29 protein-coding genes, 1 tRNA gene and 1 other RNA gene are annotated in these 23,713 nt (G+C 69.9%); 17 read left to right on the plus strand and 14 right to left on the minus strand.

Translation table 11 applies throughout. The features are described 5' to 3' along the window. Positions 1–17: 17 nt before the first annotated feature. From trpD to ACOQFR_RS04370, 4 genes are read left to right on the plus strand one after another with little or no spacing between them, the layout of a single operon-like run. Entirely contained in the window at positions 18–1,052 is a 1,035-nt protein-coding gene (gene trpD, locus ACOQFR_RS04355) for an anthranilate phosphoribosyltransferase (protein ID WP_421378943.1), read from the plus strand. A gap of 6 nt (positions 1,053–1,058) precedes the next feature. Next, the gene (locus ACOQFR_RS04360) at positions 1,059–1,394 is read left to right on the plus strand and encodes an antibiotic biosynthesis monooxygenase family protein (protein WP_421378945.1); all 336 of its coding nucleotides are present in this window, start codon (positions 1,059–1,061) and stop codon (positions 1,392–1,394) included. A gap of 42 nt (positions 1,395–1,436) precedes the next feature. Beyond that, positions 1,437–2,225: an indole-3-glycerol phosphate synthase TrpC gene (gene trpC / locus ACOQFR_RS04365; protein WP_421378947.1), complete on the plus strand. Its 789-nt coding sequence runs from the start codon at positions 1,437–1,439 to the stop codon at positions 2,223–2,225. Further along, positions 2,222–2,881, plus strand: coding sequence for a haloacid dehalogenase-like hydrolase (locus ACOQFR_RS04370; protein WP_421378949.1), 660 nt, complete (start codon positions 2,222–2,224; stop codon positions 2,879–2,881). The genes trpC and ACOQFR_RS04370 overlap by 4 nt, the downstream gene beginning before the upstream one ends. Before the next feature lie 13 nt (positions 2,882–2,894). On the opposite strand, the gene ACOQFR_RS04375 is transcribed toward ACOQFR_RS04370, so the two are convergent. Continuing rightward, positions 2,895–3,359 (minus strand): GNAT family N-acetyltransferase, encoded by a 465-nt coding sequence (locus ACOQFR_RS04375; RefSeq protein ID WP_421378952.1) that lies wholly within the window; start codon positions 3,357–3,359, stop codon positions 2,895–2,897. A 3-nt stretch (positions 3,360–3,362) separates the two neighbouring features. Beyond that, complete coding sequence (gene crp, locus ACOQFR_RS04380) at positions 3,363–4,034, minus strand: cAMP-activated global transcriptional regulator CRP (protein WP_421378954.1); 672 nt, start codon at positions 4,032–4,034, stop codon at positions 3,363–3,365. A 190-nt stretch (positions 4,035–4,224) separates the two neighbouring features. Here crp and speD point away from each other — a divergent pair, with 190 nt between their 5' ends. Next, positions 4,225–5,019, plus strand: a complete 795-nt coding sequence (speD, locus tag ACOQFR_RS04385; RefSeq protein WP_421378956.1) for an adenosylmethionine decarboxylase — start codon at positions 4,225–4,227, stop codon at positions 5,017–5,019. Positions 5,020–5,127: 108 nt separating this feature from the next. Continuing rightward, positions 5,128–5,448 (plus strand): quaternary ammonium compound efflux SMR transporter SugE, encoded by a 321-nt coding sequence (gene sugE / locus ACOQFR_RS04390; protein WP_421378958.1) that lies wholly within the window; start codon positions 5,128–5,130, stop codon positions 5,446–5,448. A gap of 40 nt (positions 5,449–5,488) precedes the next feature. On the opposite strand, the gene coq7 is transcribed toward sugE, so the two are convergent. Together coq7 and ACOQFR_RS04400 are read right to left on the minus strand one after the other, a co-directional pair. Then, entirely contained in the window at positions 5,489–6,133 is a 645-nt protein-coding gene (gene coq7 / locus ACOQFR_RS04395; RefSeq protein ID WP_421378960.1) for a 2-polyprenyl-3-methyl-6-methoxy-1,4-benzoquinone monooxygenase, read from the minus strand. Then, positions 6,130–7,308: a (Fe-S)-binding protein gene (locus ACOQFR_RS04400; protein WP_421378962.1), complete on the minus strand. Its 1,179-nt coding sequence runs from the start codon at positions 7,306–7,308 to the stop codon at positions 6,130–6,132. Before ACOQFR_RS04400 ends, coq7 begins: the two co-directional genes overlap by 4 nt. 111 nt (positions 7,309–7,419) lie before the next feature. Between ACOQFR_RS04400 and rplM the strand changes: the two genes are divergently transcribed. The 4 genes from rplM (at position 7,420) to ACOQFR_RS04420 (ending at position 9,572) form a co-directional block, all read left to right on the plus strand. Further along, entirely contained in the window at positions 7,420–7,851 is a 432-nt protein-coding gene (rplM, locus tag ACOQFR_RS04405) for a 50S ribosomal protein L13 (protein WP_421379156.1), read from the plus strand. A 9-nt stretch (positions 7,852–7,860) separates the two neighbouring features. After that, a complete protein-coding gene (rpsI, locus tag ACOQFR_RS04410; RefSeq protein WP_421378964.1) occupies positions 7,861–8,253 on the plus strand; it encodes a 30S ribosomal protein S9 in 393 nt (130 codons plus the stop codon). 30 nt (positions 8,254–8,283) lie between these two features. Beyond that, positions 8,284–8,357 (plus strand) — tRNA-Gln (locus ACOQFR_RS04415). Positions 8,358–8,513: 156 nt separating this feature from the next. Further along, positions 8,514–9,572, plus strand: coding sequence for a cyclic nucleotide-binding domain-containing protein (locus tag ACOQFR_RS04420; RefSeq protein WP_421378966.1), 1,059 nt, complete (start codon positions 8,514–8,516; stop codon positions 9,570–9,572). Positions 9,573–9,698: 126 nt separating this feature from the next. On the opposite strand, the gene rpiA is transcribed toward ACOQFR_RS04420, so the two are convergent. From rpiA to ACOQFR_RS04455, 7 genes are all read right to left on the minus strand, one after another. After that, positions 9,699–10,349, minus strand: a complete 651-nt coding sequence (rpiA, locus tag ACOQFR_RS04425; RefSeq protein ID WP_421378968.1) for a ribose-5-phosphate isomerase RpiA — start codon at positions 10,347–10,349, stop codon at positions 9,699–9,701. Between the two features lie 17 nt (positions 10,350–10,366). Continuing rightward, positions 10,367–10,825 carry an EVE domain-containing protein gene (locus ACOQFR_RS04430; RefSeq protein ID WP_421378971.1) on the minus strand — a complete coding sequence of 153 codons (459 nt, stop codon included), beginning with the start codon at positions 10,823–10,825 and terminating at the stop codon, positions 10,367–10,369. A 7-nt stretch (positions 10,826–10,832) separates the two neighbouring features. Further along, positions 10,833–11,414 (minus strand): 5-formyltetrahydrofolate cyclo-ligase, encoded by a 582-nt coding sequence (locus tag ACOQFR_RS04435; RefSeq protein WP_421378973.1) that lies wholly within the window; start codon positions 11,412–11,414, stop codon positions 10,833–10,835. A gap of 5 nt (positions 11,415–11,419) precedes the next feature. Then, positions 11,420–11,604: non-coding RNA, 6S RNA (gene ssrS / locus ACOQFR_RS04440), on the minus strand. Positions 11,605–11,646: 42 nt separating this feature from the next. Next, entirely contained in the window at positions 11,647–11,940 is a 294-nt protein-coding gene (locus tag ACOQFR_RS04445) for a cell division protein ZapA (RefSeq protein ID WP_421378975.1), read from the minus strand. Continuing rightward, positions 11,937–12,158: a TIGR02449 family protein gene (locus ACOQFR_RS04450; protein ID WP_421378977.1), complete on the minus strand. Its 222-nt coding sequence runs from the start codon at positions 12,156–12,158 to the stop codon at positions 11,937–11,939. The genes ACOQFR_RS04445 and ACOQFR_RS04450 overlap by 4 nt, the downstream gene beginning before the upstream one ends. Positions 12,159–12,190: 32 nt before the next feature. Next, positions 12,191–14,428, minus strand: a complete 2,238-nt coding sequence (locus ACOQFR_RS04455) for a putative bifunctional diguanylate cyclase/phosphodiesterase (protein WP_421378979.1) — start codon at positions 14,426–14,428, stop codon at positions 12,191–12,193. Between the two features lie 191 nt (positions 14,429–14,619). On the opposite strand from ACOQFR_RS04455, the gene ACOQFR_RS04460 reads away from it, so the two are divergent. The 3 genes from ACOQFR_RS04460 to ACOQFR_RS04470 are packed head-to-tail and all read left to right on the plus strand — an operon-like array spanning position 14,620 to position 17,108. Continuing rightward, positions 14,620–15,171: a UPF0149 family protein gene (locus tag ACOQFR_RS04460; protein WP_421378981.1), complete on the plus strand. Its 552-nt coding sequence runs from the start codon at positions 14,620–14,622 to the stop codon at positions 15,169–15,171. Between the two features lie 7 nt (positions 15,172–15,178). Then, positions 15,179–16,489, plus strand: a complete 1,311-nt coding sequence (locus ACOQFR_RS04465; RefSeq protein ID WP_421378983.1) for an aminopeptidase P N-terminal domain-containing protein — start codon at positions 15,179–15,181, stop codon at positions 16,487–16,489. Positions 16,490–16,499: 10 nt separating this feature from the next. Continuing rightward, a complete protein-coding gene (locus tag ACOQFR_RS04470; protein WP_421378985.1) occupies positions 16,500–17,108 on the plus strand; it encodes a hypothetical protein in 609 nt (202 codons plus the stop codon). A 27-nt stretch (positions 17,109–17,135) separates the two neighbouring features. Here the strand turns inward: ACOQFR_RS04470 and ACOQFR_RS04475 are convergent, their stop codons facing one another. Together ACOQFR_RS04475 and ACOQFR_RS04480 are read right to left on the minus strand one after the other, a co-directional pair. Beyond that, positions 17,136–17,561 carry a DNA polymerase III subunit chi gene (locus ACOQFR_RS04475; RefSeq protein WP_421378987.1) on the minus strand — a complete coding sequence of 142 codons (426 nt, stop codon included), beginning with the start codon at positions 17,559–17,561 and terminating at the stop codon, positions 17,136–17,138. Beyond that, positions 17,561–19,033 carry a leucyl aminopeptidase gene (locus ACOQFR_RS04480; RefSeq protein WP_421378989.1) on the minus strand — a complete coding sequence of 491 codons (1,473 nt, stop codon included), beginning with the start codon at positions 19,031–19,033 and terminating at the stop codon, positions 17,561–17,563. The genes ACOQFR_RS04475 and ACOQFR_RS04480 overlap by 1 nt, the downstream gene beginning before the upstream one ends. 128 nt (positions 19,034–19,161) lie before the next feature. Between ACOQFR_RS04480 and lptF the strand changes: the two genes are divergently transcribed. Both lptF and lptG read left to right on the plus strand, forming a co-directional pair. Further along, entirely contained in the window at positions 19,162–20,244 is a 1,083-nt protein-coding gene (lptF, locus tag ACOQFR_RS04485; RefSeq protein WP_421378991.1) for an LPS export ABC transporter permease LptF, read from the plus strand. Next, positions 20,241–21,338 carry an LPS export ABC transporter permease LptG gene (gene lptG, locus ACOQFR_RS04490; RefSeq protein ID WP_421378993.1) on the plus strand — a complete coding sequence of 366 codons (1,098 nt, stop codon included), beginning with the start codon at positions 20,241–20,243 and terminating at the stop codon, positions 21,336–21,338. Before lptF ends, lptG begins: the two co-directional genes overlap by 4 nt. A 2-nt stretch (positions 21,339–21,340) precedes the next feature. On the opposite strand, the gene ACOQFR_RS04495 is transcribed toward lptG, so the two are convergent. After that, on the minus strand, positions 21,341–21,787 hold the full coding sequence (locus ACOQFR_RS04495; protein ID WP_421378995.1) for an RDD family protein: 447 nt from the start codon (positions 21,785–21,787) through the stop codon (positions 21,341–21,343). A 45-nt stretch (positions 21,788–21,832) separates the two neighbouring features. Here ACOQFR_RS04495 and xerD point away from each other — a divergent pair, with 45 nt between their 5' ends. Together xerD and ACOQFR_RS04505 are read left to right on the plus strand one after the other, a co-directional pair. Next, entirely contained in the window at positions 21,833–22,786 is a 954-nt protein-coding gene (xerD, locus tag ACOQFR_RS04500; protein WP_421378997.1) for a site-specific tyrosine recombinase XerD, read from the plus strand. Positions 22,787–22,885: 99 nt separating this feature from the next. Then, positions 22,886–23,683: a thioredoxin fold domain-containing protein gene (locus ACOQFR_RS04505; RefSeq protein ID WP_421378999.1), complete on the plus strand. Its 798-nt coding sequence runs from the start codon at positions 22,886–22,888 to the stop codon at positions 23,681–23,683. The last annotated feature ends 30 nt before the right edge of the window (positions 23,684–23,713 follow it).

Raw genomic sequence — 23,713 nt, forward strand, 5'->3', positions numbered from 1 at the left:
CACCACGGACCCAGGCCATGCCGATCACACCGCAGGAAGCGCTGCAGCGCGTCATCGACAACCGCGAGATCTTCCACGACGAGATGGTGGAGCTGATGCGGCAGGTGATGTCGGGCGGCGTGTCGCCGGTGATGACCGCGGCCATCCTGGCCGGCCTGCGCGTGAAGAAGGAAACCGTGGGCGAGATCGCCGGCGCCGCGCGCGCCATGCGCGAGTTCTCGGCCAAGGTGGTGGTGCCCGATGCCGAGAACTTCGTGGACATCGTCGGCACCGGCGGCGATGGCGCGCACACCTTCAACATCTCCACCGCCAGCATGTTCGTGGTGGCGGCGGCCGGGGCCAAGGTGGCCAAGCACGGCAACCGCAGCGTTTCGTCCAAGTCCGGAAGCGCCGACGTGCTGGAGGCGCTCGGCGCGGTGATCGAGCTGCAGCCGGCCCAGGTGGCCGCCTGCATCGCCGAGACCGGCATCGGCTTCATGTACGCGCCCATCCACCACCCGGCCATGAAGAACGTGGCGCCGGTGCGGCGCGAGATGGGCGTGCGCACCATCTTCAACATCCTGGGCCCGCTGACCAACCCGGCCGCGGCGCCGAACATCCTGATGGGCGTGTTCCATCCCGACCTGGTGGGCATCCAGGTGCGCGTGCTGCAGCGCCTGGGCGCCAAGCGCGCGCTGGTGGTCTGGGGCCGCGACGGCATGGACGAGATCTCGCTGGGCGGCGCCACCATGGTGGGCGAGCTGCGCGGCGACGACGTGGTGGAATACGAGATCCATCCCGAGGACTTCGGCATCTCGATGTCGGCCAGCCGCAACCTGCGGGTCGAGAACCCGGCCGAATCCATGGCCCTGCTCAACGAGGCCATCGACGGCAAGGACGGCCTGCCGCGCGAAATCGTCGCCCTCAACGCGGGCGCTGCCCTGTACGCCGCCGGGCGCGCGGTGTCGATCGCCGACGGCATCGACCAGGCCCGCGCGGCCATGGCATCGGGCGGCGCGCGCGCCAAGCTCGACCAGTTCGTCGCCGCCACCCGGCGCCTGGGCGCGGGCTGAACCGCGATGGCCAGCGAAGGCTTCGCGCACACGCCGCGGCCGCCGTACTACGCGGTGATCTTCACCAGCCAGCGTAACGCCGACGACGGCAGCGCCTACGGCACCACCGCCGACCGCATGGTCGAACTGGCCGCGCAGCAGCCGGGCTACCTGGGCGTGGAAAGCGTGCGTGGCGCCGACGGCCTGGGCATCACCGTCAGCTACTGGGAAAGCGAGGCTGCCATCCTGGCCTGGCGCCGCCATGCCGAGCACACCCTGGCCCGCGAGCGCGGACGCACCGAGTGGTACGAACACTACGAACTGCGCGTGGCCCGGGTGGAACGGGCCTACGGCGGACCCTGATCACGGCGGCACACCGCCGGCACGCGCAATCCAAGGACACCGATGAGCGACATCCTGCAAACCATCCTGCGCCGCAAGGCCGAAGAAGTGGCCGAGCGCAGCGCGCGCGTGCCGCTGGCCAGCCTGGTCGCGCGCGGCCGCGAGCTGCCGCCGCCGCGCGGCTTCGCCGCCGCGCTGCAGGCGCGGGTGGCCGCCGGCCAGGCGGCCGTCATCGCCGAGGTGAAGAAGGCCAGCCCCAGCAAGGGCGTGATCCGCCCCGATTTCCGTCCGGCCGAGATCGCCGCCAGCTACGAGCGCGGCGGCGCCGCCTGCCTGTCGGTGCTCACCGACGTGGACTTTTTCCAGGGCCACGACGATTACCTGGGCCAGGCCCGCGCGGCCTGCGGCCTGCCGGTGCTGCGCAAGGACTTCACCGTGGACGAGTACCAGGTGCACGAGGCGCGCGCGCTGGGCGCCGACTGCGTCCTGCTGATCGTCGCCGCGCTCGACGATGCGCGCCTGGCCGGCCTCTCCAACCTGGCGATGGCCCTGGGCATGGACGTGCTGGTGGAAGTGCACGACATCGACGAGCTTGAGCGCGCGCTGCAGGTCGGCGCGCCGCTGGTGGGCATCAACAACCGCAGCCTGCGCACGTTCGAGGTGAGCCTGCAGACCACGCTGGACCTGCGCGGGGCCGTGCCGCCCGATCGCCTGCTGGTGACCGAGAGCGGAATCGCCACGCCGGCCGACGTGGCGACGATGCGTGCCCACGGCGTGCACGCTTTCCTGGTCGGCGAGGCCTTCATGCGCGCGCCCGATCCGGGCACCGCGCTGGCCCGGCTGTTCGCATGACCACCGGCGGCGCCGTGCTCTTCGATTTCGACGGCACCCTGGTGCGGGGCGATTGCGCCGCGGCGATGCTGCGCGGGCGCCTCGACAGCCATCCGCTGCGACGCCTGGCCGCCGGCCTGAGCTTTCCCTTCCTGGCGCCGGGCTTCGCCTGGTGGCGCAGCGCGTGGCTGCCCGCCAGCTTCTACACCTGGCTGGCCACGGTGGGCAGCACTCAGGAAGCGCTGGCCGAATGGCGCGAGGATTTCCTGCGCGACTGCGCCACGCGCCGCGACGAACTGCTGATCGTGCCCGCGGTGCGGCGCCTGCGCGCGCACCTGGACGCGGGCGACGAAGTGGTGATCGTCACCGGCGCCGAGCAGGGCCTGGCGCGCGATCTTTGGCGGGCGCTTGGCCAGCCTGACGTGCCCGTGGTGGGGTCCTCGGTGAAGCCGGCCTTCGGCGGCTGGATTGGCGTGGAGCACACGGTGGGCCCTCGCAAGCTGGCCGCCCTGGCGCGCCAGGGCATCCATCCGCCGTATGCCGCCGTCTACAGCGACAGCAGCCGCGACCTGCCGCTGCTGTGCGAAACCGCGCGGCCGGTGCTGGTGTCGCCCGATCCGCGCAGCCTGGCGCGGGTGAACCGGCGCCTGCGCGGCGCCTTCGAAGTCCTGGCCTGAGCGGTCCGACGCCTCAGGCGTCGCCCAGCCTCTTCTGGAAGCGCAGCGCGCTGTCCTCGTAGCCGCAGGCGCGGTAGAAGGCGTGTGCCTCGTGCCGCTGCGTGGCCGAGGTCAGTTCGATGCGTGCGGCGCCGGCCTGGCGGGCGCGCTGCTCGGCTTCGCGCAGCAGCAGCCGGCCGATGCCGCGGCGCTGCTCGCTGTCGGCCACCGCGAGCGCGGTGATGCGGCAGGTGCGTGCGCCCAGCGGGAGGTAGTAGCGCACGTCCAGCGCCAGCAGGCCGACCAGGTCGCCGTGGCGGTCGGCCACCAGCAGCTGCTGGTCGTCTTCGTGGGCCAGCGCGCGCAGCCGTTCGGCGGCATCGGCGCGGTCGCAGGGATAGCCCAGGATGCCCAGCAGGCGGGCCACGCCCGACGCATCCTGGGCTTCGGCCGGGCGGATGAGCAGCTGTTCGCGACCGGGCGGGGAAACGGTCGCCATGGCTCAGCGGGTGCCGTACACCACGATGGTCTTGCCGCGCGCGTGCAGCACGCCCTGGTCCTGCAGCTGCTTGAGCACGCGGCCGGCCATCTCGCGCGAGCAGCCGACGATGCGCGCCAGCTCCTGGCGCGAGACCCGGATCTGGGTGCCCTGCGGGTGCGACAGGGCATCGGGCTCCTGGCACAGGTCGGTAAGCGTGCGCACGATGCGGCCGCTCACGTCCATGAAGGCCAGGCGGCTGGCCTTGCGGTTGGTGTCGAGCAGGCGCTTGGAGAGCTGCAGGCCGATCGCGTAGAGGATGCGCGGGCACTCGGCCATCAGCGGACCGGCGAACAGCTGGTGCAGCCGCTCGTAGTTGATCTCGGCCAGTTCGCAGGCGCTGCGCGTGCGCACCACCACCGCGCGGGTGTCGGCCGCGAAGAACAGGCCCATCTCGCCGATGAACTCGCCGGCGTTGATGTAGCCCAGCACCAGTTCGCGGCCGTCGGATTCCTCGCTGACCACGCTGAGCGAGCCGCTGATGACGTAATACAGGGACGTGGCGGGCGATCCGGGACGGAACACGTCGGTGCGGGTGGGGTACCGGCGCCGGTGGCAATGGTCCAGAAAGCGGCCCAGCGTGATCGCATCGGGCGCCAGCGGGCTGTTGACCGCCTTGTGCGGCTGGATGGACATCGGGGGTGGGCTCCTGGATCTGCGCCTGCCGGGGCCGTGGGGACCCGGTTAGTGGCATTCAGCTTAGGCCGGTCGCGCTTCCCGGGCAATGGCGCGGCCACCGGGCGTTTTGCGCGAGGTTTCCCCCGGGGACCGTTTGGCCGATAATGCGCCCCCGCTCCACCCCCCTCCGCCACTCAGGAACGCCAACGTGGTCAAGCCGCTTCCTCGCCTGAGGCTCCAGGGTTTCAACAACCTGACCAAGGCCCTGAGCTTCAACATCTACGACGTCTGCTACGCGGTGTCGGAAGAGCAGCGCCAGCGCTACATCGAGTACATCGATGAGGAATACAACGCCGACCGCCTGACCCAGATACTGACCGGCGTGGCCGAGATCATCGGCGCCAACATCCTCAACGTGGCCCGTCAGGACTACGACCCGCAGGGCGCCTCGGTGACGATCCTGATTTCGGAAGAGCCGGTGATCGACAAGAAGGCCGCGGGCAAGGAGCTGATCTCCGACGCCGTGGTGGCGCACCTGGACAAGTCGCACATCACCGTGCACACCTATCCGGAAACCCACCCGCACAACGGCATCGCCACCTTCCGCGCCGACATCGACGTCGCCACCTGCGGCGTCATCTCGCCGCTGAAGGCCCTGAACTACCTGATCGAGAGCTTCGAGTCCGACATCGTGGTGATGGACTACCGCGTGCGCGGCTTCACCCGCGACGTGAAGGGCAAGAAGCACTACATCGACCACAAGATCAACTCGATCCAGGATTTCCTGTCCAAGCCCATCAAGCACAAGTACGAAATGATGGACGTCAACGTGTACCAGGAAAACCTTTTCCACACGAAGATGCACCTCAAGGACTTCGACCTCGACACCTACCTGTTCGAGGAAAAGGCCAAGAACCTCGGGTTCAAGGACCGCCAGCGCATCGAGATGCAGCTGCGCCGCGAGATCGAGGAGCTGTTCGGGGGCCGCAACCTGATCGACTGAGACACGCGGGACGACCCGCACCCGGCCCCGCCGGGGACGCAGGACCGACGACGGTCCGGAGCGCAGGCTCCGGGCCGTTTTCTTTTTCAACCAGCAAGGAGGTGCACCATGGCTTGGCTCTACCTGGCAATCGCCGGCGTGATGGAAATTGTCTGGGCGGTGGGCCTGAAATATTCCGAAGGCTTCACCAAACCCTGGCCCAGCGTGGTCACCGTGCTAGGCATGGCGGTGAGCTTCTACTACCTGGCCCTGGCGCTGAAGCAGATCCCGCTCGGCACGGGCTACGCGGTCTGGGTCGGCATCGGCGCCGTCGGCACCGCGCTGCTGGGCATCGTGCTGTTCGGCGAATCGGCCGCCTGGCCCCGCCTGGCCTGCATCGCCCTGATCGTCGCCGGCATCGTCGGCCTGAAGCTGACCTCGGTGGCCTGAAGAGAGGATTCTGCCGCGTAAATCCGCGGCCAAACGCCCTTCAGACCCGGTACGCGACGGCCTTCATGAGGCGCGAGCTGAGGGCCATCAGGCGGGGGATCGGGCCGGGCAGGGCGCGGGCGCCGGCGGCCTGGGCCTCGTCGGCGTGGCGGGCCTCGTCGGCCTTCATGGTGCGCAGGATGGCGCGGCTGCGCTGGTCGCCGGCTGGAAGGCTGCCCAGGTGTTCGTCCAGGTGGGCTTCCACCTGGCGTTCGGTTTCGACCACGAAGCCCAGGTTCCAGCCGTCGCCGCGCAGGCCGGCGGCCAGGCCGATGGCATAGCTGCCGGCGTAGAACAGCGGATTGAACAGGCTGGGCCGGCTGTCGAGCTCGCGCAGGCGGTCGGCGCACCAGGCCAGGTGGTCGGTTTCCTCCTGGGCGGCGTGCTCGAGCTGGCTGCGGGTGGCGGCGTCGCGGGCCACTGCGGCCTGGCCGACATACAGTGCCTGCGCGCAGACCTCCCCGGTGTGGTTGATGCGCATCAGGCCGGCGGCGTGGCGGCGGTCGGCCGCGTCCAGGGCCGGGTCCACCAGGCCTCCGGCGGGATTGGCGCGTTCGGCGCGGGCCTGGCCCAGGCTGGTGCCCAGGGCGTGCTGGGCTTCGATCAGCAGCCGGTCCAGCGGGCTGAAGCGGCGGGTCGCGGTCATGCCAGATGCTCGGCGAGGAAGTCGACGGGGTGGCGCACCGGCATTGTAGTCCCGGCGCCCAGGTGCAGGCGGCAGCCGATGTTGGCCGACAGCAGTTCGCTGGCGCCGCTGGCGGCCAGCGCGTCCAGCAAGGGTGCGCGGAAGGCGGCGGCACGCGCGGGTTCGGCCAGCTGGTGCAGGCCGGCCGCGCCGCAGCAACCGGTGTCGGGCAGTTCGACGAGGGTCAGGTCGGGGATGCGCGCCAGCAGGCGACGCAGGGCATCGCCGCTGCGCACGACGCTGCGCTGGGTGCAGGGCAGGTGCAGGGCGACGCGAAGTCCGTGCGCCGGACGGAACGCGAGCTGATGGCCGTGGCGGTCGAGCCAGTCCAGCGCGTCCTGGACCGGGGCGATGCCTGCCAGGGACTTCGACACGCTGTCCTGGCAGCCGGAGGCCAGGCACAGCACGGGGATGCCGCGTGCGAACGCCGCGCGGTTGGCATCGGCCAGTCGGCGCGCGGTGGCCAGGTCGCCGGCGTGGGCCGCAGCGGCGCCGCAGCAGCCTTGGCCCGGAGGCCGGTCGAGCGTCGCGCCCGCCGCGGTCAGCAGACGGGCCAGACCGGCGCGGGTTCCGGACTCGTGGCGATCGGCAATGCAGCCCACGAATACGCTGGCCTTGGCCGGGGCCGCCGCCTGCGGACCTGGGGCCGGGAGCGGCCTGCTGGAGGCCACCGGGGGTGGCGGCAGGGTGCGGCGCAGTGAACCGGGCAGCCATCGCCCGCCCATCCGCTGCAGGTCGAGCAGCGGTCCAAGCAGGGGCGGGCGGGCCAGCAGCCAGCCGGCCAGACGAAGGGCAGGACCGGGTTTGTGGCGATCAAACTGGGCGCCGCGGGCCTGCACCAGCAGGTCGCCGTAGGCCACGCCCGCCGGACAGACGGGTTCGCAGCGGCGGCATCCCAGGCAGTGGTCCAGGTGGCGGTCGCCGGCCTCGGTGGCGGCGATGCGGCCCTGGGCCACGGCTTTCACGTAAGCTATCCGGCCCCGCGGGGACTCGGCTTCGGTCCGGTCCAGGCGGTAGGTGGGGCAGTGCGGCAGGCACAGCCCGCACTGCACGCAGCGGTCGGCCAAGGCCACCAGGCCCGCGCTGGCGGGCGCCTCGGGCGCGGCGCGGGGGGCCAGGTCAGGCGGCGTGGGCATGACCGGATGCTAACACGGGGTTAATCCGGGCTTGCGCTGCCCCCGGCGCGCGGCTATCATTCCGCTTCTTTTCCACCCGATTTCATCATTTTTGGAGCCGTCATGAAAAACATGACCGTCAGCGCCCGGGCCGAAACCGTCAAGCAGGACTGGTATGTGGTTGATGCCAGCGGCAAGACGCTTGGTCGCCTGTGCTCGGAACTCGCGCGTCGACTGCGCGGCAAGCACAAGCCGGAATACACCCCGCACGTTGATACGGGTGACTACCTCGTCGTGATCAACGCCGAGAAGATCCACGTCACCGGCAACAAGCTGCAGGACAAGAAGTACCACCGCTTCACCGGCTACGTCGGCAACCTGAAGACCGAGTCGCTCGGCCAGGCGCTGGACGCCCACCCGGAGCGCGTCATCGAGATCGGCGTCAAGGGCATGCTGCCCAAGAATCCGCTCGGCCGCGCGATGTACCGCAAGCTCAAGGTCTACAAGGGCTCGGAGCATCCGCATTCCGCCCAGCAGCCGCAGGCTCTGGACTTCAAGGCTTAAGGCACAGACATGGCTACCCAGCAGAATTACGGCACCGGCCGTCGCAAGTCCTCCACCGCCCGCGTGTTCCTGCGTTCGGGCAGCGGCAAGATCGTCGTCAACGGCCGTCCGGTCGACGAGTTCTTCGGCCGCGAGACCTCGCGCATGATCGTGCGCCAGCCGCTGGTCGTCAGCCAGCTGGGCGACAAGTTCGACATCACCGTCACGGTCGAGGGCGGTGGCATCACCGGCCAGGCCGGCGCCATCCGCCTGGGCATCGCCCGCGCGCTGGTCGAGTACAACGATTCGCTCAAGCCGGATCTGCGCAAGGCGGGCCTGATGACCCGCGATGCCCGTGAAGTCGAGCGTAAGAAGGTTGGCCTGCACAAGGCCCGCCGCGCCACCCAGTTCTCGAAGCGTTAATCGCCTCCAGGTCTGGCGGCGACCCCGAATTGGGGGATCGTCTAATGGTAGGACTGCAGACTCTGACTCTGCCTATCTAGGTTCGAATCCTAGTCCCCCAGCCAAAAACAGAAGGGCTCCCGGAAGGGGGCCTTTCTGTTTTTGGCCGGGGGAAGGCACGTCGAAAACACCGCCAACGCGTGGCCGCGGACCGTCCCCCGCTACCCCAAACTCCCCATACAGCTATAGACTGATTCCGTCCGCTCCCGGAGTCCGCTTCCATGCCCGTTCCCGCCGAACACCTGGCCCGCCTCTTCCCGCTCGAGTCCTTGCGCCAGGAGACCCGCGACCAGCTGGCCCGCGAGGCCCTGGTGTCGGACTACTCGCGCGGCGAGAACGTGTTCGAGTCCGGCGACCTCGACGACGACACGGTCTACCTGCTCGACGGCGAGATCCGCTGCAACTATCCCGACGGGCGCAGCGTGGCGCATATCGCCAGCGCGCCGCACGGACGCTATTCGCTCAACGATGCGGTGCCGCGCCGCTTCACCGCCAAGGTGTTTTCCGGCAAGGCGCGCGTGATGCGCATCGACCGCCGCTACCTCGAGAAGCTGATCACCTGGGACCAGCTCAGCCGCGACGACAACTACCGTCACTTCGGTACCGCGCCGGGCGGCAACAACTGGGTGTTCCGCCTGCTGCGCAGCCAGGCCTTCGCGCGGCTGCCCACCGGCAACATCGAAAAGATGTTCCAGATGTTCGAGCCGGTGACGGTCAAGCCCAGCGAGATCGTGATGCGTGAGGGCGATGCGCCGGATTATTTCTACGTGGTGCGCGAAGGCACCGCGTCGATTTCCAAGTACCTCGACGGGGCGCCGCAGGTGGTGGCCTACCTGCGCGAAGGCGATACCTTCGGCGAGGACGCGCTGCTGTCCAACCTGCCGCGCAATGCCACCGTGCGCATGATGCAGGGCGGCCAGCTGATGCGGCTGTCGCGCGATGCGTTCGAGGCGGTGCTGAAGCCGCCGATGCTGTCCTGGGTGCTGCCGGCCGAGGCCGCGCGCCTGGCGCAGGCCGGCGCGGTGCTGCTGGATGTGCGCATGCCGGAAGAACACGCCCAGCGCGCCATCGACGGTTCGGTGAACGTGCCGCTCTACCGCCTGCGCGAAGACGTGGCCAACGTCCTGCCCTCGGGCAGCCGCGTGGTGGTCTACTGCAACACCGGCGAGCGCTCTGCCGCCGCGGCGTTCGTGCTGAAGCGCCTTGGCTACGAAGTCAGCGCGCTGCACGGCGGCCTGGGCGCGATGATCCGCCTGCTCGCCGCCAACACCCCCGCCTGACGGGCCGCGAAAACAGAGAAGAGAAAACATACCAGGTATATTTATATGTAACGTCCGGTTTCTGCCGGGCGCCGCATATAAATATACCTGGTATGTTTTCTCTTCTCTGTCTACCGCGTTGGCGTGTCAGCGCCGGGGGCGGATTCTGTCGCCGATGATCACCTCGTCCGCCGCCCGCGCCGCGAACAGGCCCACCGTGACCACGCCGGGGATCTGGTTGAGCTTGGCTTCCAGACCCACCGGGTCCTGGATACGCCAGTTGTAGACGTCCAGGATCCAGTTGCCGTTGTCGGTGACCGCGCCCTCGCGCCACACCGGCTGCCCGTCCATCTCGGCGATCGCGCGCGCCACCAGGCTGCGCGCCATCGGGATCACTTCGATCGGCAGCGGGAACTTACCCAGCAGCTCCACCTGCTTGGCCTCGTCGATGATGCAGACGAAGCGTTCGCTGGCCTGGGCGATGATCTTCTCGCGCGTCAGCGCGCCGCCACCGCCCTTGATCAGGCGGTTCCAGGGGTCACACTCGTCGGCGCCATCCACGTACAGCTTCAGCGGGCCCACGGCGTTGAGGTCCAGCACCGGGATGCCGTGCCCCTTGAGTTGGCGCGTGCTCTGTTCCGAGCTCGACACCGCGCCCTCGATCCGGCCCTTGAGCCGCGCCAGCCCGTCGATGAAGAAGGCGACGGTGGATCCGGTACCGACACCCACCACGGTGCCGTCCTCGACGAACTCCAGGGCCTTTTCGGCGGCCAGCTTCTTCTGCGCATCGCGGGACATGGGGGCGGTCTCCGGGTCTATTCGAGGGAAAGGATGTGGGCGTACTGCGCGGCCGTCACCGGCAGCACCGACAGGCGGTTGCCGCGCTGCAGAAGGGCGAACTCGCCCAGGGCCTCGGCCTCGCCGCGCAGCTGCTCCAGCGACACCACGCGCTTGAACTTGCGCTTGAAGGCGACGTCCACCAGCCACCAGCGCGGCTCTTCGGGCTTGCTGGCCGGATCGTAATAATCGGACTTCTTCTTGAACTGCGTCGGGTCCGGGTAGGCCTCGGACGCCACCTCGGCCAGGCCGGCCACGCCCGGCACCTCGCAGTTGGAGTGGTAGAACAGCACGCCGTCGCCCACCTTCATCGATTTCATCATGAAGTTGCGCGCCTGGTAGTTGCGCACGCCGGTCCAGGGTTCGGTGCCGACCTTCTTGAGGGAGTCGATGGAAAACTCCTCGGGTTCGGACTTCATCAGCCAGTACTGTTTCATGGCGCCATTATCGCCCGATCGCGCGGTAGCCGTGCTCCGTCACGATGCCGTCCAGCGCCACGTCCCAGGCTTCGGTCGCAAGGGCCGGCAGTTCCTGGCAGCCGTAGCCGACACCGACCAGCCGCGGGGGCGCCGGCTGGTCCCGACGGAAGGCGAAGGCGCGGTCGTAGTAACCCCCGCCCATGCCCAGCCGGTGGCCGGCGGCATCGAAGCCCAGCAGCGGCAGCAGCACCAGGGACATGTCCGAAGGGGCCAGGGTGGACGCGGGCTCGACGGCCGGCTCGGGAATGCCGTATCGATTGGGCGCCAGGGGATCGCCGGCGCGCCAGGGCGCGAAGCGCAGGCTGCCGTCGTCCTGCACCAGCGGCAGGCACCAGACCTGGCCCGACGCAAGACGCAGCTGAACGGCATGCAGGGGCAGTTCGCCGCCCACGGCCCAGTAGCCGGCCACGTAGCCCGGTTCACGCAGGAGGGGGGTGCCGCCGAGATGGCGGGCCACGGCATCGGCTGCGGCCAGGCGCTCACCCGGCTTGAGCGCGGCCCGGCGGGCGCGCAGCAGATGGCGCAGTTCAGTGCGGGTGGGTGCCAAGAAGAAAATCCTCCGCCATGCCGATGCGGGCGAAACGACCTTGATCCCTGGGATCAAGTGGGTACCTGTGCGACGGCTTCAGGCTTTCCGCAACAGGGCGGACATGCACACCGCTATCACCGCAGATTCCCGGGTCGTGTTTATGGGACAAGGCGAATGTTTTGCACGCTGTCGAACACGGCAGAGGACTCAAGGCCGATTATAGACCTGCACCCTAAAAGTTGGGTGAACGTCAGCGCGGCGCGTCGAACAGGCCGTCGAGCTTGCGGTTGAGTTCGCCCAGGGTGCGGTTGAGGGCGACATCGCGCTGCTCGGCCGCCTGCTTGAGCTGCAGCAGCTCGTGCGCCAGGTTGAGCGCGGTGAGCACCGCCACCCGGTCCAGCGCCGCCATGCGGTTGCTGCCGCGCACTTCGCGCATGCGCGCGTCGAGCAGGTGCGCGGCCGCCATCAGGCTGTCACGTTCGTCAGCTTCGACGCCGACGGTGAATTCGCGGTCCAGGATCTTGACGTTGACCGGTTCGCTCACGCGTTGTGCTCCAGCGACTTGAGCCGCGTGATCATGGCTTCCACCCGCGAACGGGCCTGTTCGTTCTTGTTGAGCAGGGCGGCGCGTTCGGCCACCAGCTGTTCCTGTCCCTGGCGCAGGCTGCGGTTTTCCTCCAGCAGCCGGCGGTGCTGCTCGGCCAGGCGCTCGAAGCGCTCGGCCAGGGCCTGCAGCTGGGCAACGGGATCGGGAAGGCTCATCGCGGCCACCTTAGGCGGGGCAGGGGGTGGGGTCAATACGGCGCGGGAATGGCGGCGACCGTGCCGGGCTGCCAGCTGCGGATGAAGGCCAGGCAGCGGTGCGCATCGAGCGGCGGCGACAGCCAGAAGCCCTGGATCTCGTCGCAGCCCTGTTCGCGCAGGTAGCTCAGCTGCTGTTCGCTTTCCACGCCTTCGGCGATCACGTTCAGGCCCAGCGAATGGCCCATCGTGATCACCGTGGCGGTGATCGCTTCGTCGTCCGGGTCGCGGGTCAGGTCGCCGATGAATTCCTTGTCGATCTTCAGCGTGTCGATCGGCAGCCGCTTGAGGTAGACCAGCGACGAGTAGCCGGTGCCGAAGTCGTCGATGGCCAGGGTGATGCCCAGCTTGCGCAGCTCGTTGAGCACGTGCGTGGTCTGCTCGGCGTTCTGCATCACCATCGACTCGGTGACTTCCAACTCGATGCGGTTGGCCGGCACGCCCAGGTCGTGGATCAGGCTGCGCAGCATCTCCGGCAGGTTGCCGCGCAGCAGCTGCAGCACCGACACGTTCACGCCGATGGAAATCTCGTTCAGGCCGTGGCTGCGCCAGCGCTTGAGCGTCTGCATGGCTTCATTGAGCACCCAGTCGCCGATCTGCAGGATGAGGCCCGACTCCTCGGCCAGCGGGATGAACACCGTCGGCGGGATCTCGCCCAGTTCGGCGCTGTGCCAGCGCAGCAGGGATTCCACGCCGGTGATGCGGCCGTCCGCCAGGGCCATGCGCGGCTGGTACACCAGCCGGAACTCGCCGCGGTCCAGCGCCTTGCGCAGAGAGGCCAGCACCGTCGCGCGCCGGCGCGACTCGGCGTCCATGGTCTCGTTGTAAATCTGGTAGGTGTTCCGGCCCTCGGCCTTGGCCTGGTACATGGCCGTGTCGGCGAACTTGAGCAGGTCGGTCGGCACCAGCGCGTGGTCCGGGTACAGGCTGATGCCCAGCGACGGCGTGATGGAAACATCGTGCCGCTCGTCCACCTCCAGCGGCATCGAAAACGCGGTGAGGATCTCGCGCGCCATGCGCTCCACGGCCGGGATCGACTCCACGTCCTCCAGCACCACCGTGAACTCGTCGCCACCCAGGCGCGCCACGGTATCGGACGCACCGACGGTGGCCTGCAGCCGGGTGGCCGCGGCCTTGAGCAGGCGGTCGCCGGCGGCGTGGCCGAGCGAATCGTTGATGTCCTTGAAGCGGTCCAGGTCCAGGAACAGCACCGCCACCCGCGTCTCCTGCCGGCGCGCGCGCACGATGGCGCGGCCCAGGCGCTCGCTCAACAGGGCCCGGTTCGGCAGGCCGGTCAGCGTGTCGTAGTTGGCCAGGTAGCGCAGCTCCTGCTCGGCGCGCTTCTTGTCGGTGATGTCGTTGACCACGGCCACGAAGTGGCTGCGCAGCCCCATCGCGTCGCGCACCTCGCTCATCTCGATCCAGCCCAGGAACTCCTCGCCGTCCTTGCGCCGCTGCCACATCTCGCCGGCCCAGTGGCCGGTGCGCTCGAGCACGTCGCGCACGCGCCGGTAGAACTCGGCGCTGTGCTGGCTGGAGTCCAGCAGCCGGCTGTTCTGGCCGATCACTTCCTCCTCGCTGTAGCCGGTGATGCGCGAGAAGGCCGGGTTGACCGAGATGAAGCGGAAGTCCAGGTCGATCACCGCCACCGCTTCGCTCATCGAGCGCAGCACTTCCAGCGCCACCCGGCGCTCGCGCTCGGCGCGGCGGATGACGGTGATGTCGCGCGCGGTGCCGGCCATGCGCAGCGGGCTGCCGCTGGTGTCGCGTTCGACCACCTTGCCGCGCGAGCGCACCCAAACCCATTCACCGCGCGCGTTGCGGATGCGGTGCTCGGATTCGAACACGTCGGTGTGGCCGACGATGTGTTCCTGCAGCAATTTCTGTACCCGCGGCAGGTCTTCGGGGTGGATCGAATGCGTGCGCCAGTCGTCGGTGGACATTTCCTCGCGGCTGCCCTGGCCCAGCAGCTGGTTGGCGCCGAGCCGGTAGAGGCTGTTGTCGCGGATGTTCCAGTCCCAGAACTCGTCGCCCGAGCCCCACAGGGCCAGGTTCAGGCGTTCCTCGCGCTCGCGGATCTCGCCGAGCAGGGACGTTTCCTGGCGGCGGCGATGGCTCCAGACCCGCCACAGCAGCCAGCTCAGGAACAGGGCGATGACGACCAGGATGACCTGCAGCACCAGCCCGGACGCGGGTCCGATGCCCGCCTGGGCGCGGGCCAGGCCCGGCACAAGGGCGAGGGCGCCGAAGGCTGCCGCGTGGACAGTCGGACCCCATGCCCCATTTCGCCACAGCGCCATTAGGCCCGGAGGTCCCCTGTATCAGTCCGTGCTATCGCACTCAGTGTAGGGGGGCACCCACACCGCCACAAGCCGCCCGGCGCGGCTTGCTAGACTAGCGGCCTCCCCACGGCACCCTTCCCATGTCCGAAGCCCAGCTGCCTGACCACGACGCGCTCGTCGCCGAACTCCAGGCCCTGGAGGCAGGCATCGACCCCTGCGAGCTGCACGGCTCGCTGTGCGGCTACCTGTCGGCGGGCGGCAAGCACGAGGCCGCCACCTGGCTGGCCGCGGTCATGGCCGATCCGCTGCTGTCGGCGCCGGACGCGGGCGGTCCCATGGACCAGCTCTACCGCGCCAGCACCCGCCAGCTGGATTCGCCCGATTTCGAATTTGAAATGCTGATGCCGGGCGACGAGCGCCCCGTCAGCGAGCGCGGCGACGGCCTGGTGGCCTGGTGCCGCGGCTTCCTGGGCGGCTTCGGCCTGGCGGCCGGCGCCAAGCCGCCGCTGTCGGACGAGTCCGAGGAAGCCCTGGCCGACATCGGCCGCATCGCGGCCAGCGACCTGAGCTACGACGACCCCGAGGCTGACGAGGATGCCCTGGCCGAAGTGGCCGAATTCATCCGCGTGGCCGTGCTGCTGCTGCACAGCGACTGCGTGCTGGGACCCCGGCACCGCCGCAAGCTCAACTGAGGCCGGCATGATCAAGCCCGCGGAGTACGCGCGCCGCCGCAAGCAGCTGATGCGCATGGCCGACCAGGATGCCATCCTGATCCTGCCCAGCGCGCCCCAGCGCGTGCGCAGCCACGACACCCACTACCCCTACCGGCAGGACAGCGACTTCTGGTACCTGGGCGGTTTCCCGGAACCGGAATCGGTGATGGTGCTGGTGCCGGGCCGAAAGCACGGCGAGTGCCTGCTGTTCTGCCGTGAGCGTGATGCCGGGCGCGAAGCCTGGGACGGCCCGCGCGCCGGGCCCGAAGGCGCGGTCGAGCGCCACGGCTTCGACGACGCCTATCCCATCGCCGACCTGGACGAGATCCTGCCGGGCCTGCTGGAAGGACGTTCGCGCGTCTACTACCACTTCGGCCGCGACACCGAGTTCGATCTCAAGCTGATCGGCTGGGTGAACCGCGTGCGCTCGCAGGTGCGCCACGGCGCCCAGCCGCCACATGAATTCCTCGAACTGGGGCACCTGCTGCACGAGCTGCGCCTGTTCAAGAGCGCCGCCGAGCTCAGGCTGATGCGCCAGTCGGCGCGCATCGCTTGCGAGGCGCAGCTGGCCGCGATGCGCGCCACCCGCGCCGGCGGGCGCGAATACGAAGTCGAGGCGGCGCTGCAGTACACCTATCGCCGCAACGACGCGGTGGCCGCCTACGAGCCGATCGTCGGCGCCGGCGCCAACGGCTGCGTGCTGCACTATCGCGACAACAACGGCCCGCTGGCCGACGGCGACCTGCTGCTGTGCGACGCTGGCGCCGAGTACGCCGGCTATGCGTCCGACATCACCCGCACCTGGCCGGTGAACGGCCGCTACAGCGCCGAACAGCGCGCGCTGTATGACCTGGTGCTGTCGGCGCAGCAGGCGGCCCTGGCGCAGGCACGACCCGGCAAGCCCTGGATCGCCGGCCACGATGCCGCGGTCGCCACGCTCACCGAAGGCCTGCTCTCGCTGGGCCTGCTCAAGGGCACGCTCAAGGCCGCGCTGGCCAGCGGCGCCTACAAGAAGTTCTACATGCACAAGACCGGCCACTGGCTCGGCCTGGACGTGCATGACGTCGGCGAGTACAAGCTGGCCGGCGACTACCGCGAGCTCGAGCCCGGCATGGTGTTCACCATCGAGCCCGGACTCTACATCGCGCCCGGAACCAAGGGCGTGGCGGCGAAGTGGCAGGGCATCGGCATCCGCATCGAGGATGACGTGCTGGTCACTGCGCAGGGCCACGAGGTGCTGACCGAGGGCGTGCCGCGCGACGCCGACGCCGTTGAACACATACTTGCCACCCGCTGAGGATCTCCCGATGGCCGCCCTTCTTCGCACCGCCCTGATCTGCACGCTGCTGTTCGCGCCGGCCGCGGCATTGGCCGAGGACGCGAAGGCCCCGGCGGCCGAGGCGCCGCCGATCCAGATCGTCAACGAGGGTGGCCTGGCCGAAACCTACCGGCGCGACGGCGGCGACTTCGCCAGCTATGGCCCGGACGGCAAGGCGCTGGTACCCACGCCCGAAGCCCAGGCGCTGCAGGCGCTGCAGGTGGCCGACCGGGTGGAGTTCATCGCGCTCGATGGCGCAGCCGGCGGCAAGGACCCGGTTCCGTGCCCGGCCAGTGACTGCGTCGGCGCGATCGCCGTGCTGGCCCGTGCGTCGGTGCAGTCCCGCGAGCACCGCGGGCTGGTCCGCGACGTGCTGGGCGGCTGGCTCGGATCGCCGGTCGAAAAACGCTCGGCCTGCGCGCCGCGCTATCGCCATGCCATCACCTACGTCGCCGGTGGGCACGCCTGGGAAGTGCTGCTGTGCTTCGACTGCGGGCAGTACGCGATCTTCCGCGACGGCGCCGCCATCGGTCACGGCGAGGCGGCGCAGACGCCGGGCCAGGCCCAGCTCGACCAAGTGCTGGCCGCGCCGCGATAAGGGCGCGGCCCGCCCCGGGCGGCGGTGCTACATGTCGTGTTTCTGCACCTCGAGGCCACGCGCGGCGTAGGCCTTCCAGCGCTCGCGCAGTGGCCCGCGTGCAGAATCGTCGGCGGGCACCACTTCCAGCACGCGCTCGAAGCCGTCGGGCACCGCCGCATCGCGCAGGTTCAGCACCAGCGGCCGCAGCGGCACGTCGTGCTCCGGCGCGGCCAGCAGCACCGGCACTTCGTCCTCGTCCTCGTCCGCGCCGACGATCTGGTGCGGCACGTAGGCGTCGGGATCGAAAGACCACAGCAGGTCGTCGAGCAGTTCGGCCTGCTCGGCCGAGGCGCACAGCACCAGCATCGGCAGGCCGGCGTCGCTGGCCTTGCGCGCCAGCTCGCAGGCCAGCAGCAGCGGCTGCTCGCGGAAGCGCGGCTTGCCGATCAGGTAGAAAGTGGCGCTGGGCATCAGGCCTGGTCGATCAGCCACTGGGTCAGCAGGCCGACCGGGCGGCCGGAGGACAGGCCCTTGCGGCCCTCACCGTTGGAAACGCCGGCGATGTCCAGGTGCGCCCAGCGCTGGCCTTCGGTGAAGCGCGCCAGGAAGCAGCCCGCGGTGATCGCGCCGGCGTTCTTGCCGCCGATGTTGTAGACGTCGGCGAAGGCGGACTCGAGCTGGGTCTGGTACTCGTCCCACAGCGGCAGGCGCCAGGCGCGGTCGAACACCTGCTCGCCGGCGGCCAGCAGTTCGTCGGCCAGGTCGTCGTGCTTGCTCATCAGGCCGGCCGCGAACTTGCCCAGCGCCACCACGCAGGCGCCGGTCAGCGTGGCCACGTCCACCGTGGCCTGCGGCTTGAACTTCTGCACGTAGGTCAGGGCATCGCACAGGATCAGGCGGCCCTCGGCGTCGGTGTTGCCGACCTCGATGGTCTTGCCCGACATCGAGGTCAGGATGTCGCTGGGGCGGTAGGCATCGGCATCGGGCATGTTCTCGACCGCCGGCACCACCGTGACCAGGTTGATCGGCAGCTGCATCCGGGCCACGGCCAGGAAGGTGCCGATGACGCTGGCGGCGCCGCACATGTCGAACTTCATTTCCTCGATGCCGCCCTGCACCTTCAGGTTGATGCCGCCGGTGTCGAAGGTGATGCCCTTGCCGACCAGCGCATGCGGGCGCGCGTCGCCGGCGCCGGTGTAGCGCAGCACGATCAGGCGCGGCGGATTGGCCGAGCCGCGGGCCACCGCCAGCAGCGAGCCCATGCCCAGCTTCTCCATGTCGGCGCGCTCGAGCACCTCGACCTCGACATTGGCCTGCTCGCCGGCGATCCGGCGCGCGGTGTCGGCCAGGTAACCCGGGTTGCAGATGTTCGGCGGCAGGTTGCCCAGTTCGCGCGCCAGCTCCACGCCCTCGGCGATGGCGACGCCACGCTCGAATTCGGCACGGCCGGATTCGGCGCCCAGGATGTCCACGCGCTTGAGGCCGTCGGCGCCGCCCTTCTTGCTCAGGGTGGCGGTATAGGCATAGGCGGCGTGGTCGGCGGCGATCACCGCCTGGCGCAGGTTCCAGCCGGCGTCGCGCGCAGGAACGCCCAGCTCGGTCAGCGTCAGCAGCGCGTGGCCGGAGGGGCCGGTGCGCAGCGCCCGCACCGCATCGGCCACGGCCTTGAGGTACTGCGGCACCGCGAACTTGCCGGCGTCGCCCAGGCCCACGGCCAGCACGCGCGCTGCGCGCACGCCGGCCAGGTCGGGCAACAGGCTGGTGCGGCCGGTCTTGCCGGACACGTCGCCGCGCTCGACCAGCGCGGCGAGCTTGCCGCCGCTGGCCTGGTCCAGGGCTTTGGCCGAGGGCGACAGGCTGCCGTCGGCAAACACGCCTACCACGATGCAGTCGGCTTCGGCGGTGGCGGGGTCAGGGTGGTTCAGGCGAAATTCGAGGGCCATGGTCTGTGATTCCGTACAATCTGAGGGGATTCGGGTCGGCGCCGCCGTGAAGGCGGCCGGCCGGAGGACCCCCCGATTCTAGCAAGTGTTCCCCGTCCGCCCTTCCCCGGCAGAGGTCCCCGTCCCGAATGCGGTTGATCGAGCGCTATGTACTGCGTCAGTTCGCCCTCAGCGTCGCCGCCGTCACGGTGGTGCTGCTGCTGGTGGGCCTGGGCGGCCTGCTGGTGGACCTGATGGCCGAGATCGCCCGCGGCAAGGTGCCGGCAGCGCTGCTGCTGTCGCAGCTGGGCCTGCGTTCGATCCAGGTGCTGCCGATGCTGCTGCCGCTGTCGCTGTTCGTCGGCCTGCTGCTGTCGGTCGGCCGGCTCTATGGCGACAGCGAGATGGCCGTGCTGTCCTCGGTGGGCCTGGGCCCGCAGCGGCTGTGGCGCCCGCTGATGCTGGTCACCGTGCCGGTGGTGTTGGTGGTGGCCGTGGCTTCACTGTGGCTGGCACCGGCCGGGGCGCGCCTGGCGCGCGAGATGATCAACACCGCCAACCGCTCGTTCCTGGTGGCCGGCCTGGAAGCGGGGCGCTTCATCGAGCTGCCGGGTCGCGGTGGCATCCTCTACGTGGGTGAGCTGAGCACCGACGGCACCCGTTTCTCGAAGATGTTCGTGCAGTCCGAGCGCGAGGGCCGCCTGGACGTGATCACGGCCAGCGAAGGCGAGCTGCGGGTCGAGGGCGACACCGGTCGCTACCTGGTGCTGCGCGACGGCTTCCGCGTCGAAGGCACCCCGGCGGCGAAGGACTTCCGCCTGATGCGCTTCGAGCAGAACGAAGTGAGCGTGCCCGACCGCGCGCCCGACACCGGCGCCGATGAGCTCGAGGCGCGGCCCACCCTGCAGCTGCTGGCGCAGTCCGATGCGCCCGCGCGCGCCGAGCTGCACTGGCGTCTGGCGACGCCGCTGATGGCCCTGGCCCTGGGCCTGCTGGCGCTGCCGCTGGGTCGCGGCGAGCCGCGGCAGGCGCGTTATGGCCGCATGCTGGCGGCGCTGCTGATCTACGTGAACGCGATGGTGCTGCTGCTGATGGGCAAGGGCTGGCTGGCCAGCGGCACGCTGCCCTCGTGGCTGGGCCTGTGGTGGCTGCTGGTTCCGGTGGCGGCCCTGGCGATCTGGCTGTTCCGCACCGATGGCCGCCTGCGCGCGCCGCGCCGGAGCGCGGCATGAACCTGCGCCCGCGCATCGTCGACCTGTACCTGGCGCGCAGCGTGCTGCTCACCACGCTGGCCACCTGGACGGTGCTGGTGGGGTTCGACGTGCTGTCGGGCCTGGTGCGTGAACTGGACGAGGTGGGCGAGGGCGGTTACACGCTCAGCCACGCGGTGCTGTACATGGCCTACACCGTGCCACGCCGCCTGTACGAACTGTTTCCCACGGTGGCGTTGATCGGCTGCGTGCTGGGCCTGGGCGGGCTGTCTGCGCGCTCGGAGCTGACCGCGATGCGCGCGGTGGGCCTGTCGAGGCTGCGCATCGGCCTGGGCGCGCTGCTGTCGATCATGGCCCTCACCGGCCTGATGGTGATCAATGCCGAGACCCTGGCGCCGGTCGGCGAGCAGAGTGCGCAGGGCGTGGTGAACTCGGCCAAGACGGGCGACGTGGTGGTGGCGCGCGTCTCCGGCCTCTGGGTGCGCGAGGGCAATGTCTTCCTCAACGCGCGCGATGGCGCGCGCCGCCGCACCGATGGCGTGGACTGGACCGAGCTGCGCGGCGTGCGCCTGTTCGAGTTCGACGACCAGGGCAAGCTGCTGTCGCTGGCCGAGGCGGCCACCGCCGAGCACCGTCCGGACGGTTGGCAACTGCGCAACGTCAAACGTTCGCGCTTCGACGAACGATCCGTCGAGAACCAGACCGTCGCAGTCGTGCGCTGGGAAACCGGACTCGACGGCCAGGCGCTAGCCGCCGCGGCGTCGCGCCCGCGCTACCTCAGTGCGCGCGAGCTGGACCGGAACATCGAATACATGCAGCGCAACGGGCTGGACGCCAAGGCCTTCGAGAACGCGTACTGGGCCCGATGGTTCTACCCGATCAACGTAGCGGTGCTGTGCCTGGCGGCCTTGCCCTTCGCCTTCGGCTCGCTGCGCTCGGGCGGTTTCGGCAAGCGCTTGTTCGTGGCCATTGTCATCGGCGTGGCCTACCTGCTGGCGCAGCGGCTGGTGGTCAGCCTGTCGGACGTGTACCGGTTCGACGCGCGCGTGGCCTACCTGCTGCCGCCGCTGGTGCTGATGGGCCTGTGCTGGGGACTGTTCGCGCGACGCGAATAGGCTCAGCGTTCGGTGCGCACCATCACGGTGGCGCTGGCCAGGTCGTGCCAGGTGCGGCGCTCACGCTCGAACAGCGACCACAGGAAGCCCAGGCCCAGTGCGGCCAGCGACAGCGTGGAAACCGCATAGCGCAGGGCCAGGGCGCGCGGGCCTGCGGGCCGGCCGTCGGCGGCGATCACCTTCAGGCGCCAGGGCCGCATGCCCAGGGTCTGGCCGGAACGCCGCCAGGAATGCACCGCGTAGGCACCCGTCACCAGCCAGCACACTCCCCACAGCGACACCTGGCCCAGGCTCCAGGGCGCGAACGGCGCGTGCCCGGGCTTGATCGCCAGCGCGATCGCACTGACCGCGATCCACAGGGCGATGTTGGGCATGGCGTCATACACCAGCGCCAGCAGACGCCAGCCCAGGTGCGCGGGACGCGCGATGTTGGTGGTTTCGGAATTCATCGCCACAGCATAGCCGCGCCGACAGGCGGCCGCTAAGCTGCGCGCATGCCCGCGACCCGACCTGCCGATCGCCGCGCCCGCGCGCAGGCCCTGCCGCCGGCCGCGCCGCAGGACCTTCGCGCGATCACCGCGTTCCTGGACCGGGCCTGGGCCGAATCGGGCCTGTCCCCGCTCACCCTGCACAGCTACCGGCGCGACCTGGAAGGCCTGGCGCGCTGGCTGGGCACGCGCGGCCGCGACCTGGCCAGCGCCGACCGCCAGCAGCTTTACGACTATCTGGCCGACCGCACCGCGGCCGGCTACGCGGCGCGCAGCAATGCCCGGCTGCTGTCGGCGCTGCGTGCGTTCTACGTCCAGCAGGTGCGCATCGGGGTGCGCGAGGCCGATCCCACTGCGCTGCTGGATCCGCCAAAGCTGGGTCGGTCCTTGCCCAAGGCACTGTCGGAGAGCCAGGTCGAGGCCCTGATCCTGGCCTCACCCGTGGACACGCCGTCCGGCATGCGCGACCGCGCGATGGTCGAACTGATGTACGCCACTGGCCTGCGCGTGAGCGAGCTGGTGAACCTGCCCGCGACCGCCCTGAACCTGCGACAGGGCGTGGTGCGGGTGATGGGCAAGGGCAGCAAGGAGCGCCTGGTGCCGCTGGGGGACGAGGCCCAGCACTGGCTGGAGACCTACCTGGCGCAGGCGCGCCCCGCGCTGGCGGGCGGCCGGGCGGCGGCCCCGCTGTTCCTGGGCCGCGGCGGGGCGGCGCTGAGCCGCCAGCAGTTCTGGAACGTGGTGAAGCGGCTGGCCGTGCTGGCCGGCATCGACCCGGCCCGGGTCAGCCCGCACGGGCTGCGCCACAGCTTCGCGACCCACCTGCTCAACCATGGGGCCGACCTGCGGGCGCTGCAGATGCTGCTGGGCCACAGCTCCCTGTCCACCACCCAGATATACACCCTTGTGGCGCGCGAAGGGCTCAAGCGCCTGCACCAGGCCCACCACCCGCGGGCCTGAGCAGCCCGGGCGACCCGGGCCACGAGGCATGCCACAATCCGAGAACTTTCGGCCCCGACCCGGGTCGCACTCCTACCGATACCGCCAGGACCTTCCCGCATGATCCGTCGTTCCCCGCTCGTGCTTGCCCTGATGCTCAGCCTGACCGCCTGCGCCGCCGAGCCGCCGGCACGCGCCCCCGCGGCGGCCGCCAACGCACCGGCCTCCGTGCCGGCCAAGCTGGACGAAGCGGCGGTTCGCGCCGCCATGAAGGCCCTGGCCCCCGACGCCACCATCGACCAGATCAGCGCCTCGCCCCTGGCCGGCTTCAGTGAAGTCGCCATCGGCGGCCGCGTGGTCTACGTGTCCAATGATGGCCAGTACCTGATGCAGGGCGCCCTGCTGCACATCCCCGACCGCGCCAACCTCACCCTGGCCAGCGAAGGCGCGCTGCGCAAGCAGCTGCTGGACAAGGCCGGCCCCGACCGCCGCATCATCTTCGCGGCCGCCAAGCCCGAGTACCGCATCACCGTCTTCACCGACATCGACTGCGGCTATTGCCGCAAGCTGCATGAGCAGATGGCCGACTACAACAAGCTGGGCATCTCGGTGGAGTATCTGTTCTTCCCGCGCGAAGGCATCGGCTCGGAAGGCTTCGAGAAGGCGGTCTCGGTCTGGTGTGCCCCCGACCGCCGGAAGGCGCTGACGGCCGCCAAGGCCGGCGCCGAGCTGCCCAAGGGCACCTGCACCAATCCGGTGACCATGGACTACGACCTGGGCCGCAAGGCCGGCGTGGATGGCACCCCGGCCATCTATGCGCCAAACGGCGTGCAGCTGGGCGGCTACCTGTCCCCGGAGGACATGCTGGCGCGGCTCAAGGACCTGGACGGGCAGGGCAAGGCCAAGGCCGGCCCCTGAGGGACGGGCCCCGGGCCCGCCCTTCGTCTA

Origin of the sequence: Arenimonas sp. MALMAid1274, assembly GCF_049195245.1 — a bacterium.
Classification (GTDB): Bacteria; Pseudomonadota; Gammaproteobacteria; order Xanthomonadales; family Xanthomonadaceae; genus Arenimonas.

What these genes read in the sequence shown, in the direction of transcription:
- trpD (WP_421378943.1), top strand. Translation starts at nt 18, where the DNA reads ATGCCGATCACACCGCAGGAAGCGCTGCAGCGCGTCATCGACAACCGC.
- ACOQFR_RS04360 (WP_421378945.1), top strand. Translation starts at nt 1,059, where the DNA reads ATGGCCAGCGAAGGCTTCGCGCACACGCCGCGGCCGCCGTACTACGCG.
- trpC (WP_421378947.1), top strand. Translation starts at nt 1,437, where the DNA reads ATGAGCGACATCCTGCAAACCATCCTGCGCCGCAAGGCCGAAGAAGTG.
- ACOQFR_RS04370 (WP_421378949.1), top strand. Translation starts at nt 2,222, where the DNA reads ATGACCACCGGCGGCGCCGTGCTCTTCGATTTCGACGGCACCCTGGTG.
- ACOQFR_RS04375 (WP_421378952.1), bottom strand. Translation starts at nt 3,359, where the DNA reads ATGGCGACCGTTTCCCCGCCCGGTCGCGAACAGCTGCTCATCCGCCCG.
- crp (WP_421378954.1), bottom strand. Translation starts at nt 4,034, where the DNA reads ATGTCCATCCAGCCGCACAAGGCGGTCAACAGCCCGCTGGCGCCCGAT.
- sugE (WP_421378958.1), top strand. Translation starts at nt 5,128, where the DNA reads ATGGCTTGGCTCTACCTGGCAATCGCCGGCGTGATGGAAATTGTCTGG.
- coq7 (WP_421378960.1), bottom strand. Translation starts at nt 6,133, where the DNA reads ATGACCGCGACCCGCCGCTTCAGCCCGCTGGACCGGCTGCTGATCGAA.
- ACOQFR_RS04400 (WP_421378962.1), bottom strand. Translation starts at nt 7,308, where the DNA reads ATGCCCACGCCGCCTGACCTGGCCCCCCGCGCCGCGCCCGAGGCGCCC.
- rplM (WP_421379156.1), top strand. Translation starts at nt 7,420, where the DNA reads ATGACCGTCAGCGCCCGGGCCGAAACCGTCAAGCAGGACTGGTATGTG.
- rpsI (WP_421378964.1), top strand. Translation starts at nt 7,861, where the DNA reads ATGGCTACCCAGCAGAATTACGGCACCGGCCGTCGCAAGTCCTCCACC.
- ACOQFR_RS04420 (WP_421378966.1), top strand. Translation starts at nt 8,514, where the DNA reads ATGCCCGTTCCCGCCGAACACCTGGCCCGCCTCTTCCCGCTCGAGTCC.
- rpiA (WP_421378968.1), bottom strand. Translation starts at nt 10,349, where the DNA reads ATGTCCCGCGATGCGCAGAAGAAGCTGGCCGCCGAAAAGGCCCTGGAG.
- ACOQFR_RS04430 (WP_421378971.1), bottom strand. Translation starts at nt 10,825, where the DNA reads ATGAAACAGTACTGGCTGATGAAGTCCGAACCCGAGGAGTTTTCCATC.
- ACOQFR_RS04450 (WP_421378977.1), bottom strand. Translation starts at nt 12,158, where the DNA reads ATGAGCCTTCCCGATCCCGTTGCCCAGCTGCAGGCCCTGGCCGAGCGC.
- ACOQFR_RS04460 (WP_421378981.1), top strand. Translation starts at nt 14,620, where the DNA reads ATGTCCGAAGCCCAGCTGCCTGACCACGACGCGCTCGTCGCCGAACTC.
- ACOQFR_RS04465 (WP_421378983.1), top strand. Translation starts at nt 15,179, where the DNA reads ATGATCAAGCCCGCGGAGTACGCGCGCCGCCGCAAGCAGCTGATGCGC.
- ACOQFR_RS04470 (WP_421378985.1), top strand. Translation starts at nt 16,500, where the DNA reads ATGGCCGCCCTTCTTCGCACCGCCCTGATCTGCACGCTGCTGTTCGCG.
- ACOQFR_RS04475 (WP_421378987.1), bottom strand. Translation starts at nt 17,561, where the DNA reads ATGCCCAGCGCCACTTTCTACCTGATCGGCAAGCCGCGCTTCCGCGAG.
- ACOQFR_RS04480 (WP_421378989.1), bottom strand. Translation starts at nt 19,033, where the DNA reads ATGGCCCTCGAATTTCGCCTGAACCACCCTGACCCCGCCACCGCCGAA.
- lptF (WP_421378991.1), top strand. Translation starts at nt 19,162, where the DNA reads ATGCGGTTGATCGAGCGCTATGTACTGCGTCAGTTCGCCCTCAGCGTC.
- lptG (WP_421378993.1), top strand. Translation starts at nt 20,241, where the DNA reads ATGAACCTGCGCCCGCGCATCGTCGACCTGTACCTGGCGCGCAGCGTG.
- ACOQFR_RS04495 (WP_421378995.1), bottom strand. Translation starts at nt 21,787, where the DNA reads ATGAATTCCGAAACCACCAACATCGCGCGTCCCGCGCACCTGGGCTGG.
- xerD (WP_421378997.1), top strand. Translation starts at nt 21,833, where the DNA reads ATGCCCGCGACCCGACCTGCCGATCGCCGCGCCCGCGCGCAGGCCCTG.
- ACOQFR_RS04505 (WP_421378999.1), top strand. Translation starts at nt 22,886, where the DNA reads ATGATCCGTCGTTCCCCGCTCGTGCTTGCCCTGATGCTCAGCCTGACC.